The sequence below is a fragment of the Scopulibacillus daqui genome (assembly GCF_016908855.1).
Lineage (GTDB): Bacteria > Bacillota > Bacilli > Bacillales > Sporolactobacillaceae > Scopulibacillus_A > Scopulibacillus_A daqui.
In genome coordinates this window covers 1-15553 of the sequence record NZ_JAFBER010000016.1, presented here as the reverse complement: position 1 = coordinate 15553, position 15553 = coordinate 1, and the positions used below count along the sequence as shown (strand labels likewise).

The window sequence follows — 15553 nt, the reverse complement described above, 5'->3', positions numbered from 1 at the left end:
ACTATAGAAAGGGGCCGAAACCATGCCGCATATCATTGTAGAATATACGGACAACATTAAATCAGAAGCCGATATTCCGGATTTATTAAAAAAACTGAACGGCGTCCTTATATCACGGAGTCACATTTTCCCGACTGGAGGCATTCGCTCAAGAGCGATTGAACTCCATGATTATTGTATTGCAGATGGATCTGAAGATGACGCTTTTGTACATGTTACTTTTAAGATTGGCTCAGGTCGCTCAGAAGCCGATAAAAAAGAGACATGTGAAGCGCTCTTTGATGTTATTAAAGCACACTTTGCCGAACTGTTCGAAAAACGCTATCTTGCCCTGTCATTAGATTTAGTCGAATTCGGAGAGGGCGGCACGTATAAACACAATAATATCCATTCCCGCTTTAAAAAGCCATACTTATCTTAATAAAGAAGCAAACGAAACATAACAGTACCCAATCGCCAAAAAATTTCCCGGCGATTGGATTTTTTCTTTTAAGGATTCTTCAACTCTTTTATTATGGTTTAAAAAAACACCCCATTGGCAGACTTTTTGCTGTCTGCTCAATAGGGTGTTTTTAGGCAGATTAACAGGGATATCATCACTTGATGAATACAGTTTATCTGGATAATTGCGGGCTGTTTTGTTTACCCCTGATTAATGTACTTGTAACATTAGCTACATGTTCACCAAGGTGTTCGCCCAACTTGAGGCCTTTTTCAAAAAGCGATTGTCCCAGGACGTCATTTGCATCTTCAATTGGAGATGTCACACCTACGCCATAATAACTGCCGTACAATGCATTTTCAGGTATATTAGCCGGCAATCCGACAACCATCATGCCTTGGTGAAGCATCGGCGTTATTAAGTTAAGCATTGTAGCTTCTATACCGCCGTGGATAGTAGCCGTTGTACAGAATACCGCCCCTACTTTGCCGATCAATTCGCCTTTGGCCCATAAATATCCAAGTTTGTCAATCCATTCTTTCAAACCAGAGCTAATGGTGCCAAAATGTCCGGGACACCCCCAGATGATGGCGTCCATTTCTGCTAAATCTCTAACATCTGCCTGGTCTACGTGGCTTAAAAAGACCTTCGCCCCTTCTACTTTTTGTGCCCCTTTAGCCACTGACTTAGCCAGCTGTTCTGTATGACCGTCTTCACTATCATAAACGATGTAAATATTCATCGATTGACCTCCTTCATCTCACGGTTAATTGAACGCAATGCCTTCCGAATGCCTTCATCGCTGACAAGCTGTTCTTCGGAACGCTGAGCGTTTTGCTGAATTTTCCTTATAGCATCTCGAAATTCTTTGTCATTATTTATTTCCTCATTAACATCATTATCGTTATTTTCAAGGAACATTTTAAGAGCCTTCCGATAATCTGAATCCTTCAGGTATCCATGATTGTGATGCGAAGGCTGAGCAGGTGTTTGGAAAGCCTTAATAGCTTTGCGGAAATCCGCATCTAAACTTTTTTGCTGCTGTTTGTCAGCTGTACTTGGAAAAGGCTTTTCTGCTTGGAACGCGGCAGCCGCTTTATGATCTAAATGATCATTTGCACTTAATCGCTCCGCATGGTTTTGCTGAGAAGCCGCAGCAAACTCAGGTTTAGGATGCGGGTGAACAGCAGGTTTCGCTTGCGTTTGAGCGGTTTCTTTCTGTTCCTTGTTCGGATTATCAAGGAATTTCTTTCCTATAAATGCTGCGCAAATAGAAAGAAGGAACGCAGCAGCAGCGACATAGAACGAAATACTTGGATCAAACCACTCAGCCAGCTTACCGGCAAGAAATGGTGCAATAGCCCCGCCGATAAATCGCAAAAAGCTGTATGCCGCAGAAGCTGTAGATCTCTCAACAGGAGAAACTTCCATCACTAATGTTGTAACCAAAGTACCGTTAATGCCAAGGCAGGACCCTGCAATAATAACGAGTGCAGCCAGCGCTGTACGAGCTTGCATATGGATGCCGAGTATATTAATGACAGATGAATGAGCTTGCAAAATAAGACCCATAGCCAGCATAACCAGCATTAATAGGAAAAGCATCAAGCTCATTGTCCGGCGCACATTAAAGCGTCTTTGCAGAATAGGCGCAATGAATACTGAGGTAATCGCCATGAAAATACCCCAGCCAAAGAATACCCATCCCAGCGAATGGATGCCCATGTGCAAGACGAATGGTGAATACCCAAGCAAAGTAAAGAATCCATAGTTATACAAAAGGGCTGTAATACCCATTGTCAATAAGCCGCCATAGCGCAATGCCTTAATCGGATCCGCTATAGAAGTTGCTTTCTTTGGCTTAGGCAGGTTAGGGAGAAAAATAGTTAAAAAGATAAATCCAATTAACATAAGAACAGCGACGCCAAAGAATGGCCCGCGCCAGCTGATGCCGCCTAAGAGACCGCCGGCAAGCGGGCCGACAGACATACCTAATCCCAGCGCAGCTTCATAAAGAATAACAGCACCTGCTGTGCCGCTGGTGGATACACCAACAATTGTCGACAGAGCAGTCGCAATGAATAAAGCATTGCCAAGCCCCCAGCCGGCACGGAATCCAACAATTGCACCTACTGTATTGGACATTCCAGCCAGTGCGGAGAAAACAATAATTAAAATAAGGGCAATGAGCAACGTCCACTTTGCTCCGATACGGCTTGAAACCGCACCAGTAATTAACATCATAACACCTGTAACTAACATATAGCTAGTAAACAGCAATTCAGTCTGACTAGCTGTTGCATGAAGGCTTTTGGCAATAGACGTTAGAATAGGGTCAACTAATCCGAGACCCATGAACGAAATGACACAGGCAAAACATACGGCCCAGACAGCCATCGGTTGATTAAAGCTTATCTTATGGCTATCGCCGTGCGCCGATGGTTGGGGCGATGAAGGATGAATGGTTTGTTGCACCCCCGAAAACCTCCTTTTGATAGTTAAAAATAGTAATCTAAAAATATAAATCTACAAATTTATAAAGAAGACTTGGCTGCCAGCAGGCTTCAGACCATAAGCCTCTCTTACACTGTTCACTGCTTTCTATGTTGTCCTTAACAAGATGACTTTTCTTGCATACATGCAAAAAGAAGAACCGATGCGCTTTTCAGCTCACGGCCTCATCTCCTTTCTAATGCTGCTGGAAAGGCTATTCGAATAATTTTCGGCAAAGCCTTTCGAGTTCAACCACTTCTTCAGGGCTAAGCTTCTTGTAATAGCGATCAAGCACTTCATTTGAAGCTTCCCTTACTTCATGCAGATAATTTGATCCCTTATCAGTAAGCGCTGCTTTTACAACACGCCGATCTTCATCCGACCTTAATCGTTTGACAAGATTGATCTTGTATAAACGATCAACAAGAGATGTTGCTCCTCCTAAAGAAATTTGCAAGTGCTCAGCGACTTCAGACATTTTCAATGGACCATAATGATCTAAGAGCAGCAGCAGATGAAATTGAGAGCCTGTCACTTCCACGTTAATATGCTTGCGTATATCTTTTCGAAGGAGCCGTATGGCTGCGATAAAGGGATTAACAGATGAATAAATGGATTCCTTTGTAATAATAAGTCCCCCTTTAAAATCACTGATAATATCCTAACCTAAATAATAAGGTAGTGTCAATAGTTTAACTATGTAAAGTAAATATTTTTATTGCCCCCCCATATTTTTATTAAAACGGGTTATGAATTGTTCCAAAATAAGGCGCAAAAAAAGCTGCTTACTTCAATCGGTAAACAGCTTTCAAAAAATTTTCTTATGAACAATGCTCATCAAAAAGTTTTTCTATTTTATTGGCAACTTCCATAGGCTCGTAGCCTTCAATTTCGTGACGTTCAATCATTTTAATTATTTTGCCGTCTTTTAATAAGGCAAAGGAAGGCGACGATGGCGGATAACCTGTAAAATATTCACGCGCACGTTCAGTTGCTTCCTTATCCTGTCCTGCAAAAACAGTAACAAATTGGTCTGGTTTATGATAGCAATTTGCCGCATACGCTGCCGCAGGACGAGCAACACCGCCGGCACATCCGCAAACAGAATTAATCATCACAAATGCAGTCCCCGGCTTTTGCAAGGCCTCGTCTACTTCTTCAGGCGTCTTTAACTCTTTGTATCCCGCTTCGGTTATTTCACGGCGAGCTGTATTAACAATATCATTCATAAAAATATTAAAATCCATACCCATTATTTCCACTCCTTAAAAATAGCTTGTCTTATATTAATTGTAACTTGAAATAATCTAAAAAAACAAATAAACAACCTTCTCATTATTCATTTGTTTAAAAAATTGATTACTTCCCATCGATCATCTTAAATAATCCGCCTAAAACACTGCCCTCATCTTTGCTGCCGTCGCCAAAAATCGTCTCCATTTCTATATCGTCGTCCATCATCATAAGAGCGCCGGCTTCTGCTATGACCGTTTCATCAGGGGCAAGTTCAATTTCAACAAATTGCATATCATCCCCATAAATTTTGTAATCTATGTCATGAGTGTTCAAGGACAGCCCTCCAAATCTATACTGAGACAGATCATTTTGATTTTATTATACGATAATCAATGGGCTATTAAAATCTTTTATATAGGGTTTAATATTTTTCTTAAAGGGTATAGGAACTAATATCATAACACTTCCAAATCCTTTTACCCCCTAATATATTTTTAAGGGCTGCCCATAAGCCAATAACTATGACTTAAAGGGCAGCCCCCTTTTTTTAATATATTGATGTATTGTCTTCGGAGATGTTCTCCAATATTTCTTTTACGCGAGCCAAGAAACGGCCTGCTACTAATCCGTCAAGAACGCGATGATCAAGAGATAAGCATAAATTAACCATATCTCTTACGGCGATCATGCCGTTTTCCATGACAACCGGGCGTTTAACAATTGATTCAACAGAAAGAATGGCCGCTTGCGGGTAATTAATAATTGGCTGAGACAGAACTGAACCAAATGACCCTGTATTATTGACAGTAAACGTTCCGCCTTGCATATCGTCGCCAGTCAAACGATTGCTGCGCACTTTTCCTGCCAGTTCGTTTACGCTCTTGGCCAAACCTTTGATGCTTTTTTCATCAGCGCCCTTGATCACAGGTACATAAAGCGCATCATCGGTAGCTACTGCGATAGAAATATTAATCTCTTTTTTCTCAATGATTTTATCCCCTGCCCACATTGAGTTTAGGCGAGGGAATTCTTTCAGGCCTTCGACGACTGCCTTGATAAAGAACGGCAAGAAAGTCAGGCTGTAGCCCTCTTTATTTTTAAAATCATTCTTTACTCTATTTCTATAATTAACAAGGTTTGTCACGTCAACCTCAACCATCGTCCAAGCATGCGGCGCTTCATGCTTGCTTCGCACCATATTGTTTGCGATCGCTCTGCGGACACCGTTCACCGGTATTTCAACGTCCCCCGGAGCGACAGGAACAGATGCAGGCTGCGCTGTTTCTTTCTTATCTGAAGCTTGAGGTTGTTTTTGCGGCTTAACTGCTTCTTCTTTCGGTTTATCATCAGGTTTCGGAACATTGCCGGATTCAATCAGCTTAAGAATATCTTTTCTTGTAATCCGTCCGCCTTTGCCAGTGCCTTCAACTTGTTCCAGGTCGATATCGTTTTCCTGAGCTAATCTTAAAACTGCCGGAGAATACCGCTTTTTCATGCTTGTATCTTTTTCAGCGGGTGCTTCTTGTTTGTTTTCGTTCTCTGCTTTACCCGCGCCGCTTGTATCTGCTGCGGTATCGTCCCCTGATCCTTCCGTCTCGATATAACACATCAGATCGCCGACGGCCAGTGTTTCGCCTTCTGAAGCAACGATTTCTTTGATGACACCTGTAAACGATGAAGGCACCTCTGCATTTACCTTGTCGGTCGTTACTTCTGCAATCGGATCATATTTCTTTATTTCATTGCCGGGCTCAACCAGCCACTTGCTTATTGTTCCCTCTGTGACACTTTCGCCAAGCTGCGGCATTGTAATTTTTTCTGTTGCCAAATGGATAACCTCCTATCTGATAACCTCTTAAAATTCAGCGAGTTCCCTAATTGCTTTTTCGACTTTTTCAGGATTAATCATGAAAAATTTCTCCATAGGCGGTGCATATGGCATCGCAGGTATATCCGGTCCCGCAAGCCGCTTAACTGGGGCGTCTAAGTCAAACAAACATTCCTCAGCAATGATCGCTGATACTTCACCGATAACGCTGCCTTCTTTATTATCCTCAGTGACAAGCAAGACTTTGCCTGTTTTCTTTGCTGCGCTGATAATCGCCTCTTTATCTAATGGATAAACCGTTCTTAAATCCAAGATATGAGTAGAAATGCCTTCATTCTCCAATTTCTCAGCCGCTTGAAGGGCAAAATGGACAGCTAATCCGTATGTGATGACAGTAACGTCATCACCTTCACGCTTAACATCGGCTTTGCCGATAGGCAATGTATAATCGTCTTCCGGCACTTCGCCTTTGATTAATCGATAAGCACGTTTATGTTCTAAGAAAATAACCGGGTCGTTATCGCGAATAGACGCTTTAAGCAAGCCCTTGACATCATAAGGTGTTGAAGGCATGACCACTTTCAGCCCAGGAACATTTGCGAAAATAGCCTCAACAGACTGAGAATGATAAAGCGCGCCGTGAACGCCGCCGCCGTAAGGAGCGCGGATCGTTAACGGGACATGCCAATCATTGTTGGAACGATAGCGGATTTTAGCAGCTTCCGATATGATCTGGTTCACAGCCGGCAAAATAAAATCTGCAAATTGCATTTCGGCTACTGGACGCATACCGTACATAGCGGCGCCGATGCCAACTCCGGCAATTGCCGATTCTGTCAGCGGTGTATCCATGACGCGATTTTCCCCAAATTCTTCAATCAGTCCTGCTGTAGCTCTGAAAACACCGCCTCGAACACCAACATCTTCTCCTAAGATAAAGACGTTTTCATCTAATGCCATTTCTTCTTTCAGCGCTTGTGTCACCGCATCTATATATGAAATAACAGCCATGTGTCCCCCTCCTATTCCTCGTAGACATATTTCAGTGCAGATTCCGGCTCTGCATACTCAGCGTTCTCCGCATAGTCAGTAGCCTCATCTACAATTGCAGCAATCTTATCATTGAGTTCTTTTTCTTTTTCGTCTGTTAAAATGCCAACATCTTTCAAATAAGCGGCAAATGTGATTAAACCGTCTGTTTTCTTAGCTTCTTCAACCTCTTCGCGCGTCCTGTATGTACGGTCATCATCGTCGCTGGAGTGCGGGGTTAAACGATAAGAAACGGTTTCAATAAGCGCTGGGCCTTCGCCTTTTCTTGCCCGGTCTGCGGCTTCTTTCACAGCCTCATATACAGCGAGCGGATCATTTCCGTCAACCGTTTTGCCAAACATTCCGTAGCCTTGAGCCCGGTCAGAAACATTTTCACAAGCTAATTGTTTTTTTACCGGAACAGAAATCGCATACTTATTGTTTTCACACATAAAAATAACCGGCAATTTATGAACACCGGCAAAGTTAGCCGATTCGTGGAAGTCGCCTTGGTTTGAAGAACCCTCGCCAAATGTAGTTAAGGCAACAATATTTTCGCCTTTCATTCTGCCTGCTAATGCAGCGCCGACCGCATGAGCGACTTGAGTCGTTACAGGGGAAGATTGTGTTAAAATCCTGTTTTTTCTTTGGCCGAAGTGTCCAGGCATTTGTCTGCCGCCGGAATTTGGGTCTTCAGCTTTTGCAAAACCGGATAGCATAAGATCTTTCGCCGTCATGCCAAAGGCAATAACCATACCCATATCACGGTAGTAAGGGGCGATGATATCTTTTTTGCGGTCAAGAGCAAAAGCGGCGCCGACTTGAGCAGCCTCCTGTCCCTGACAAGAAATGACAAACGGAATCTTGCCGGCACGGTTTAACAGCCACATACGTTCATCAATTTTTCTTGCCAGCAGCATCGTTTCATACATTTCAAGAACGGATTCGTCCGATAATCCTAATTTCTCGTGACGATTATTCGTCATACTTCTAACCTCCCTAAGAATGAATAGCTTTGCCATCAACAGCTAAAGCCGCTTCACCCATGATTTCAGATAATGTTGGATGAGGATGAATGGTTTCTCCGATTTCCCATGGTGTTGCATCAAGAACCCGCGCAAGCGCAGCTTCAGAAATTAAGTCAGTCACATGAGGGCCGAACATATGAACACCGAGAATATCATCTGTCTTCTTATCTGCAATAATTTTCACAAATCCATCCGCTTCGCCGTATACCAGCGCTTTACCTATAGCATTAAAAGAGAATTTGCCTACTTTAATGTCATAGCCTTGCTGTTTGGCTTCATCTTCCGTCAGACCAACAGCTGATGCCTCTGGACGAGTATAAATACAACGAGCCACTTGTGTATAATCAATCGGTTTAACATCGTGACCTGCAATGTGCCCAACCGCCGTTATCCCTTCGTGGGAAGCTACGTGTGCAAGCTGCATGCCGCCGATGCAATCTCCGATGGCATAGATATGGGATTCAGCTGTCTGATAGAATTCGTTTGTTTGAATAAGGCCTTTTTCAGCTTTAATGCTTGTGTTTTGCAGTCCGATATCTTCAATGTTCGCTTGACGCCCAACCGATACAAGAATTTTATCAGCCTCATATGTTTCTAATTGTCCATTAATTTCCGCTTTAATCTTCACTTTGCCGCCCTTTTCAAGCGATTCAGGCAGCACCTTGGCGCCGGTCGCTATGTTAACGCCTTTTTTCTTTAACTGGCTTTGCATTTCTTTTGAGATATCTTTATCTTCTGTCGGAATAAGGCGGTCAGCATATTCCAAAACAGTAACTTCAACGCCAAAATCAGAGAACATCGAAGCCCATTCTACACCAATAACACCGCCGCCGACAATAATGATTGAAGAAGGCAGTTCTTCTAATTGGACGGCTTCATCAGAAGAAATGACTTGTTCACCGTCAATATCCAATCCCGGAAGCGTACGCGGACGGGAGCCAGTAGCAATAATGACATTTTGCGGGACAAGCATTTGATTGTCATTGCCGTTATTCATTTCAACGGAAATAGTGCCGGGCATCGGCGAAAATATAGAAGGACCTAATATGCGGCCGTATCCTTCATAAACGTCAATCTTTCCTTTTTTCATTAAGTATTTCACACCATTATGAAGCTGATTAATAATGGCTTTTTTTCTATCATGGACTTTTACGGCATCTAACTTGACATCTGAAGCCATAACGCCGTATTTTTCGCCTTCTTTTGCTGTCGCAAAAACTTCCGCACTTCTTAATAGCGCTTTACTTGGAATACAGCCCCGATGCAGGCATGTACCGCCAAGTTCCCGAGCTTCGACAACAGCTGTTTTTAAGCCAAGCTGACTTGCTCGAATAGCGGCAACATAGCCGCCCGTTCCTCCCCCAAGTACAACTAAATCATAATTTTCTGCCATGCGGATATAACACTCCTTTAAAGGTTTCAAAACTAAGCAACATTTGATTGATCAATGTCCGTTTCTTTTCGTGATGTCATGAAAAAGCTTATTGTTTTACCATTTGAGCAGGTTTCGGACTTGCAGGGTAAACCTTAGCTTGTTCTTCTCCGCGAAGCACGCGAAGCGTTCCCTCTACAAGCGCCCGCAATTCGTCTTCACCAGGAACGACGATAACATCAGCAATCCAGTCGATTCTCTCTATAATCGATTTGACGAAATCTTTTCCGTACGCAAGGCCGCCGGTTAATATAATGGCGTCGACTTTCCCTTTAAAAACAGTGCTTGCAGCACCGATTTCTTTAGCAATTTGATAAGCCATGGCATCATAAATTAATACGGCGTATTCATCGCCTTTTTCAATCATTTCTTCGACTTTTACTGCGTCATTTGTATTAAGATAACCGACAAGTCCCCCTTGACCAACTGCTTTCTTCATCATTTCATCTCTATAATATTCGCCTGAAAAGCACATAGAGATGAGGTCGCCGACTGGAATTGTTCCCGCTCTTTCAGGTGAAAAAGGACCTTCTCCATGCAAACCATTGTTAACATCAACCACTCGCCCTTTTCTATGCGCGCCGACTGTTATACCGCCGCCCATATGAGCAACAATAAGATCAAGCTCGCTGTAGTCTTTGCCAAGCTGCTTTGAAACACGGCGGGCAACCGCTTTCTGGTTTAAAGCATGAAAAATGCTTTTTCTTTCTATATCTGGAAAACCTGAGATCCGGGCAATCGGTTCCATTTCATCAACAACGACCGGATCAACAATAAATGAAGGAATGTTCAGCTGTTCGCCGATTTCAAATGCAAGAATGCCGCCAAGGTTTGACGCGTGCTCGCCGCTGTAACCAGCCCGAAGATCTTCAAGCATTTTGTCATTAACAGCGTATGTGCCGCCTTCGATTGGCCGCAATAAGCCGCCCCGGCCGACAACAGCGCTGAGATGAGAGAGATTTAATCCCTCTTCATCCAGCGTTTTTAGTATAGATGTTTTCCGCATTTGATATTGGTCGATAATCGTCTTAAATCCGGCTAATTCACTTGCATCATAGCGGATTGTTTTTTCAAAAACCGGTTGTTCATCACTGTATACTGCGATCTTTGTTGAAGTAGATCCTGGGTTGATAGCCAAGATGCGGTACTCATTTTGTTGCAATGTAAATCCCCCCATGATGAATTTATCATATTAACGACGGCTTAAAGCATGTTTGCCGTTTTGCAAAAAAGTACTGCGGGTATTTTTCATTGATTCGATACGCTCTTCAACCAAACGGTCAGCCGCTTTATAAGTTGGGATATTTTCACGTTCTGAGATCTCGTAAATGCTCATTAAGCTGTCGTATAGACCTTCAACTTTCTTCATGGCGCGCTCACGATTGTAGCCTAATAATTCGTCGGCGACATTAATGACACCGCCGGCATTGATAACATAATCCGGAGCATAAACGATGCCTTTTTCATAGAGGATATCACCGTGCTTGTCTTCACGAAGCTGGTTGTTGGCTGAGCCGGCAATCATTTTTGCTTTAAGCTTCGGAATGGTTTCATCATTAATGACCGCGCCTAATGCACACGGAGCAAAGATATCACAGTCCACGCCAATAACGTCATCAGGATCAACTGCTTTCGCACCAAAAGCTTCAACCGCTCTTTGAACGGCTTCTTTATTTATATCAGCAACAATTAAGTTTGCGCCTTCCTGATGAAGGTGTTCGCATAAGCTGTATGCAACATTGCCTACCCCTTGTACAGCGATTGTTTTTCCTTCAAGGGAGTCTGACCCAAAGGCATGTTTTGCTGTTGCTTTCATTCCTTTGTAGACGCCGTAAGCAGTCACAGGAGAAGGGTTTCCTGATGAACCAAAAGCCGGTGAAATGCCTGTCACATAATCCGTTTCTTCATGGATGATATCCATATCTTCTACAGTTGTGCCTACATCTTCAGCTGTAATGTAACGGCCGTTTAATCCTTGAATATAGCGGCCCAAAGCACGGAACATGGCTTCATTTTTATCTTTGCGCGGATCGCCGATAATAACCGTTTTACCGCCGCCAAGATTTAATCCCGCTGCAGCGTTTTTATATGTCATACCTCGCGCCAGACGAAGCGCATCTTCAATAGCTGCTTCTTCTGAATCATAATTCCACATTCTTAGCCCGCCAAGCGCCGGTCCCAGCGTTGTATCATGAATCGCTATAATCGCTTTCAATCCGGATTGCTTATCTTGGCAAATAACCATTTGCTCGTAATCATATTTTTCCATATATTTTAGAATTTCCATGTTATAATGCCTCCCTATTGATTAAATCATGTCATTTTATAAAAACTAAAAAAACGTCTTGCCTTTTTTGTAACAGTGAACTATTTGGCTGATGCTTTAACAGCAAGCAAAATAGATGTTAATTTATTTTCCGGTGTATCGGATCGCGAAGTTAAAATAATTGGCGCCTTCGCACCGGTCACAATGGCTCCTACCTTCGCTCCAGAAAAATATACGAGCGATTTATAAAGCACATTGCCTACTTCAATGTTTGGAACAACAAGAATATCGGCTTGACCGGCAACAGGGCTTTGCAACTTTTTATGTGCGGCTGCTTCTAAAGAAACAGCGTTATCAAGCGCAAGCGGACCATCAATGATACAATTTGCGATTTGCCCCCTCTTGTTCATTTGTGTCAAAGCCGCCGCATCAACAGTAGCCGGCATTTTCGGATTCACCGTTTCGACTGCCGCGAGCAGCGCGACTTTTGGTTGATCACACCCGACTGATCGCGCAACTTGAACAGCGTTATTAATAATATCTACTTTTTGATCGAGATCAGGTGCGATGTTCATTGCTGGATCAGTTACAAATATGAGCTGTTTATAGCCGGGAACTTCAAAAGCAGCAACATGTGAAAGTGTTTTTCCGCTTCGTATGCCATACTCTTTATTAAGAACAGCTTTTAGGAGCACAGCAGTTGGAAGCAGCCCTTTCATTAAGACGTCTGCTTTTTTGTCTGAGACAGCCCGAACCGCCTGGGCAGCGGCTTCTTGTTCCGATTCGGTATGAACAATCTCAACTTTTTCAAAAATATCGGGTTCGGAAATTTCTTTTAGTTTTTCTTCAATTTGATGTTTAGCTCCAAACAAAATAAAACGTCCGAGCTGTTCATTAACTGCAGCGGTTACAGCTTGCAATACCGCTTTGTCGTCGGCTTGTGCAACTGCAATCACTTTATCTTCACTTTTAATGATGTCGTTTCTGAGTTGTTCGAGTGACATTAGCCATCCCCTTTCGCTTCATTCCGACCAACTTTTTATATGCAATTTTCATGCCAACTGATTTATTTTGAAAACGCTTTATTTAATAGGATATCAACCATGCAATGTTTTTCATATGTGAAAATTATTGCATGCCGTCTTTTGCAATCCCGTGTTTTTCCATTTTGTAATAAAGATTCCGGACAGAAATGCCCAAGTCCTTTGCGGTTTTGGTCTTATTCATATGGTTTTCTTTTAACGCCTTTTTGACAATTTCTTTTTCATATTGGCTTAACTGTTCGATAAGTGTACCGGCCATCTTCAGGCGATCATTGTTGTGATGTGTTTCTGACTTCGGATCTAAATTTAATGGGGGAATATGCTTTGATAAAATTTGCGATTCATGAAAATTCATATGGATGATCGCCCGCCCAAGAACATTTTCAAGCTCTCTGACATTCCCAGGCCAACTGTATTGCTTGAGAACTTCAATGGCATCAGAAGAAATCCCCTCGATGTTCCTTCCGTAGTCTTGGTTAATTTTATTAATTAAATGTGCGGAAAGGTCGGCAATGTCTTCTTTTCTTTGCCTTAATGGCGGTATAAAAATCGGCATGCGGTTAAGTCTGTAATATAAGTCCTCCCTAAACGCCCCTTCTGCTATCCGCTTTTCAAGGTTGACATTTGTGGCTGTAATGACACGGACATCAACTGGAATAGGTTTCGTCCCGCCGACACGAACAATCTCCTTCTCCTGCAGGACTCTGAGCAGCTTAGCCTGCATATGTGTTGAAAGCTCTCCAATTTCGTCGAGGAAAATGCTGCCGCCGTTAGCTTCTTCAAAATAACCCCGTTTGCCTCCGCGTTTGGCTCCTGAAAAAGCGCCTTCCTCATAGCCAAACATTTCACTTTCCAACAAGGATTCTGAAATCGCTGCACAATTGACGCGAATAAATTTCTTGTACTTTCTATCGCTGGCATTATGTATAGCATGAGCAAACAATTCTTTGCCCGTTCCGGATTCGCCGCGAAGCAGTATGGTGATCGGTGTTGAGGCCGCTAATTTTGCTTGTTCAATAACCAGACGCATTTCTTCAGACCGGGCAATAATATCTTCAAATGAATATTTTGCTTCAAGCGTTCTTATAATTTGCCTGGCTCGATGAAGTTCATTAGTGAGCGATGTAATTTCAGACATGTCTTGAATAACACCCACGCTGCCTTTTAGTTTGCCATTAACGATAATGGGAGCCACATTGACGATAACATCCCTCTTGGCAGGACCGACGCGCATGCGCACACCGCGGACAGGCTTCCTTGTTCGAAGCACTTTCATATGCATGCTTTCACCTTCAGAAATATCAGCGGTTGCCGGCTTTCCAATAACATCTTTTTCACTCAGGCCCGTTAATTTTGTATAAGCCGGATTGACAATTAACCCCCGGCCATGTTCGTCCACAACTGAGATGGCCTCTTCAGAAGACTGGATAATAGCCGTCAGCATTGTTTGGATGCTTTTAAGATTGGTTACCTCTTCAGCCATATCCTCAATAACCGTGATGTCCTTAAAAACAGCAAAGGCGCCTAAAATGCGTTTTTTTGAATCGGTAATTGGCAATCTTGTCGTTATTATTTTCTTGCCGTTATCCAACTGCTGTTCTTGATTAATTTCCGGCTGCCCGGTTTCCATGACTTTTGTCAGCCTTGTTGACGGCATAACATCACCGATTTTTTTTCCTAACACTTTCTCGCTTTTATACCCGGTAATCTTTTCTGCGCTTGGGTTAAAGAGCGTGACTTCTTCCTTATTGTTAATGGCTATCATAGCATCGTGCGTCAGTTCTAATATCAGCTGCTGTTGGTGGGTGCGTTTTCTCAGCTGCTTAATTAAGCTTTCTTTTTGCGAGATGAGCTGTGAAACAAGGTTCACAATTTCATAAGGGATAACAACAGTACCGGCTGACTTCTTCTGTGTGATTTCTGTTAGGCTAGGCTTTTCTGAAGCCATTAAAATAATATCCAGTTGATCATGAATGAACGGCTCCCAGGATGGCCCGCAGCTTATGCTTTTTCGCTTTGCAAATTGAACACACGGTGACTGGTCATTTTCATCAACGACGCCAACAATCTTAAAAACATTTGAATCAACCAGCATATTCAAAATATCCAGACTTTGTTTTTGACCGCCAATGATGAGCACCGATTTCATTTTCCTCCCACCGCCTTTGCAAAGTTTTTCATAACTATCTTACCCGAAATAAGCAGACATTGACAATTGGACAGTTTTATTTTGATTAGGTAAAATATAATGAAAAGACTGATAAAGGAAGTGTTTGTATGTCCCGTTTTATTGCACTTCTTCTTATTGTTGTTCCCGGAGCGATCGCAGCAGTCGGCATTAAATTAATGCGCGATACACTCTTTGATTTTTTGAACCCGCCTTTTCCATGGATTTGGCTGCAATTTGTATGCGGATTTGTTTTTGCATTAGCCGGCGTCTCCTTTATCGGCGGATGGATTTATTATCGAGATAAAAAAAGGAATTATTCATACCGTGAAAAAAGAAGAAATAAGATAAATAACGGAATAAGCAAAAGACAGTGATCTGATGGTTAATAAACCATTGATCTGCTTTTAGACTGCTTAAAGGGCTTGTCTGATAAGTCCTTAAAATGAAGCAAGTGGAGAAAAACAAATTGTTTTTCTCCACTTGCTTTTATCTTTTTTCGATTTTTCTTCGAAAGCAGCTGGCGGATGCCGGCTGCTTTCAGTATGTTGTGGGCTAATGCCACAATCCCAAACTCGACATGAACCTT

Annotated in this window: 14 protein-coding genes and 2 pseudogenes; 2 read left to right on the top strand and 14 right to left on the bottom strand. The window is 42.6% G+C overall.

Annotated elements, in window-relative coordinates; genetic code table 11:
- Window positions 1-22 precede the first annotated feature (22 nt).
- On the top strand, window positions 23-421 hold the full coding sequence (locus JOD45_RS11405) for a 5-carboxymethyl-2-hydroxymuconate Delta-isomerase (RefSeq protein ID WP_205004022.1): 399 nt from the start codon (window positions 23-25) through the stop codon (window positions 419-421).
- A 193-nt stretch (window positions 422-614) separates the two neighbouring features.
- Here JOD45_RS11405 and JOD45_RS11400 read toward each other — a convergent pair whose 3' ends face one another.
- The 13 genes and pseudogenes from JOD45_RS11400 to JOD45_RS11340 all read right to left on the bottom strand — a co-directional run bounded on the left by JOD45_RS11400 (window position 615) and on the right by JOD45_RS11340 (window position 14946).
- Window positions 615-1184: an NAD(P)H-dependent oxidoreductase gene (locus JOD45_RS11400; protein ID WP_205004021.1), complete on the bottom strand. Its 570-nt coding sequence runs from the start codon at window positions 1182-1184 to the stop codon at window positions 615-617.
- Window positions 1185-1675: 491 nt separating this feature from the next.
- A pseudogene (locus JOD45_RS11395) lies at window positions 1676-2839 on the bottom strand (MFS transporter); the annotation flags it as partial.
- A gap of 310 nt (window positions 2840-3149) precedes the next feature.
- Entirely contained in the window at window positions 3150-3476 is a 327-nt protein-coding gene (locus JOD45_RS11390) for a MarR family transcriptional regulator (protein WP_205004020.1), read from the bottom strand.
- 280 nt (window positions 3477-3756) lie between these two features.
- A complete protein-coding gene (locus tag JOD45_RS11385; protein ID WP_205004019.1) occupies window positions 3757-4188 on the bottom strand; it encodes a BrxA/BrxB family bacilliredoxin in 432 nt (143 codons plus the stop codon).
- 127 nt (window positions 4189-4315) lie between these two features.
- Window positions 4316-4504: pseudogene (locus tag JOD45_RS11380) on the bottom strand (AIM24 family protein); the annotation flags it as partial.
- A gap of 214 nt (window positions 4505-4718) precedes the next feature.
- The gene (locus JOD45_RS11375) at window positions 4719-5999 is read right to left on the bottom strand and encodes a dihydrolipoamide acetyltransferase family protein (protein ID WP_205004018.1); all 1281 of its coding nucleotides are present in this window, start codon (window positions 5997-5999) and stop codon (window positions 4719-4721) included.
- Window positions 6000-6026: 27 nt separating this feature from the next.
- Complete coding sequence (locus JOD45_RS11370; protein WP_205004017.1) at window positions 6027-7010, bottom strand: alpha-ketoacid dehydrogenase subunit beta; 984 nt, start codon at window positions 7008-7010, stop codon at window positions 6027-6029.
- An 11-nt stretch (window positions 7011-7021) separates the two neighbouring features.
- Entirely contained in the window at window positions 7022-8014 is a 993-nt protein-coding gene (locus JOD45_RS11365; RefSeq protein ID WP_205004016.1) for a thiamine pyrophosphate-dependent dehydrogenase E1 component subunit alpha, read from the bottom strand.
- A gap of 13 nt (window positions 8015-8027) precedes the next feature.
- Window positions 8028-9449 carry a dihydrolipoyl dehydrogenase gene (gene lpdA, locus JOD45_RS11360; protein WP_205004015.1) on the bottom strand — a complete coding sequence of 474 codons (1422 nt, stop codon included), beginning with the start codon at window positions 9447-9449 and terminating at the stop codon, window positions 8028-8030.
- Between the two features lie 88 nt (window positions 9450-9537).
- Window positions 9538-10665, bottom strand: a complete 1128-nt coding sequence (buk, locus tag JOD45_RS11355; protein ID WP_380898719.1) for a butyrate kinase — start codon at window positions 10663-10665, stop codon at window positions 9538-9540.
- A 15-nt stretch (window positions 10666-10680) separates the two neighbouring features.
- Complete coding sequence (gene bcd, locus JOD45_RS11350) at window positions 10681-11775, bottom strand: branched-chain amino acid dehydrogenase (RefSeq protein ID WP_205004013.1); 1095 nt, start codon at window positions 11773-11775, stop codon at window positions 10681-10683.
- An 80-nt stretch (window positions 11776-11855) separates the two neighbouring features.
- Entirely contained in the window at window positions 11856-12758 is a 903-nt protein-coding gene (yqiS, locus tag JOD45_RS11345) for a phosphate butyryltransferase (protein ID WP_205004012.1), read from the bottom strand.
- Between the two features lie 124 nt (window positions 12759-12882).
- On the bottom strand, window positions 12883-14946 hold the full coding sequence (locus JOD45_RS11340; RefSeq protein WP_205004011.1) for a sigma-54 interaction domain-containing protein: 2064 nt from the start codon (window positions 14944-14946) through the stop codon (window positions 12883-12885).
- Window positions 14947-15074: 128 nt separating this feature from the next.
- On the opposite strand from JOD45_RS11340, the gene JOD45_RS11335 reads away from it, so the two are divergent.
- Window positions 15075-15341: a DUF2627 domain-containing protein gene (locus JOD45_RS11335; RefSeq protein ID WP_205004010.1), complete on the top strand. Its 267-nt coding sequence runs from the start codon at window positions 15075-15077 to the stop codon at window positions 15339-15341.
- 8 nt (window positions 15342-15349) lie between these two features.
- On the opposite strand, the gene JOD45_RS11330 is transcribed toward JOD45_RS11335, so the two are convergent.
- Window positions 15350-15553, bottom strand: a 204-nt coding sequence (locus JOD45_RS11330; protein ID WP_205004009.1) for a hypothetical protein, incomplete at its 5' end; no start/stop codon positions are given.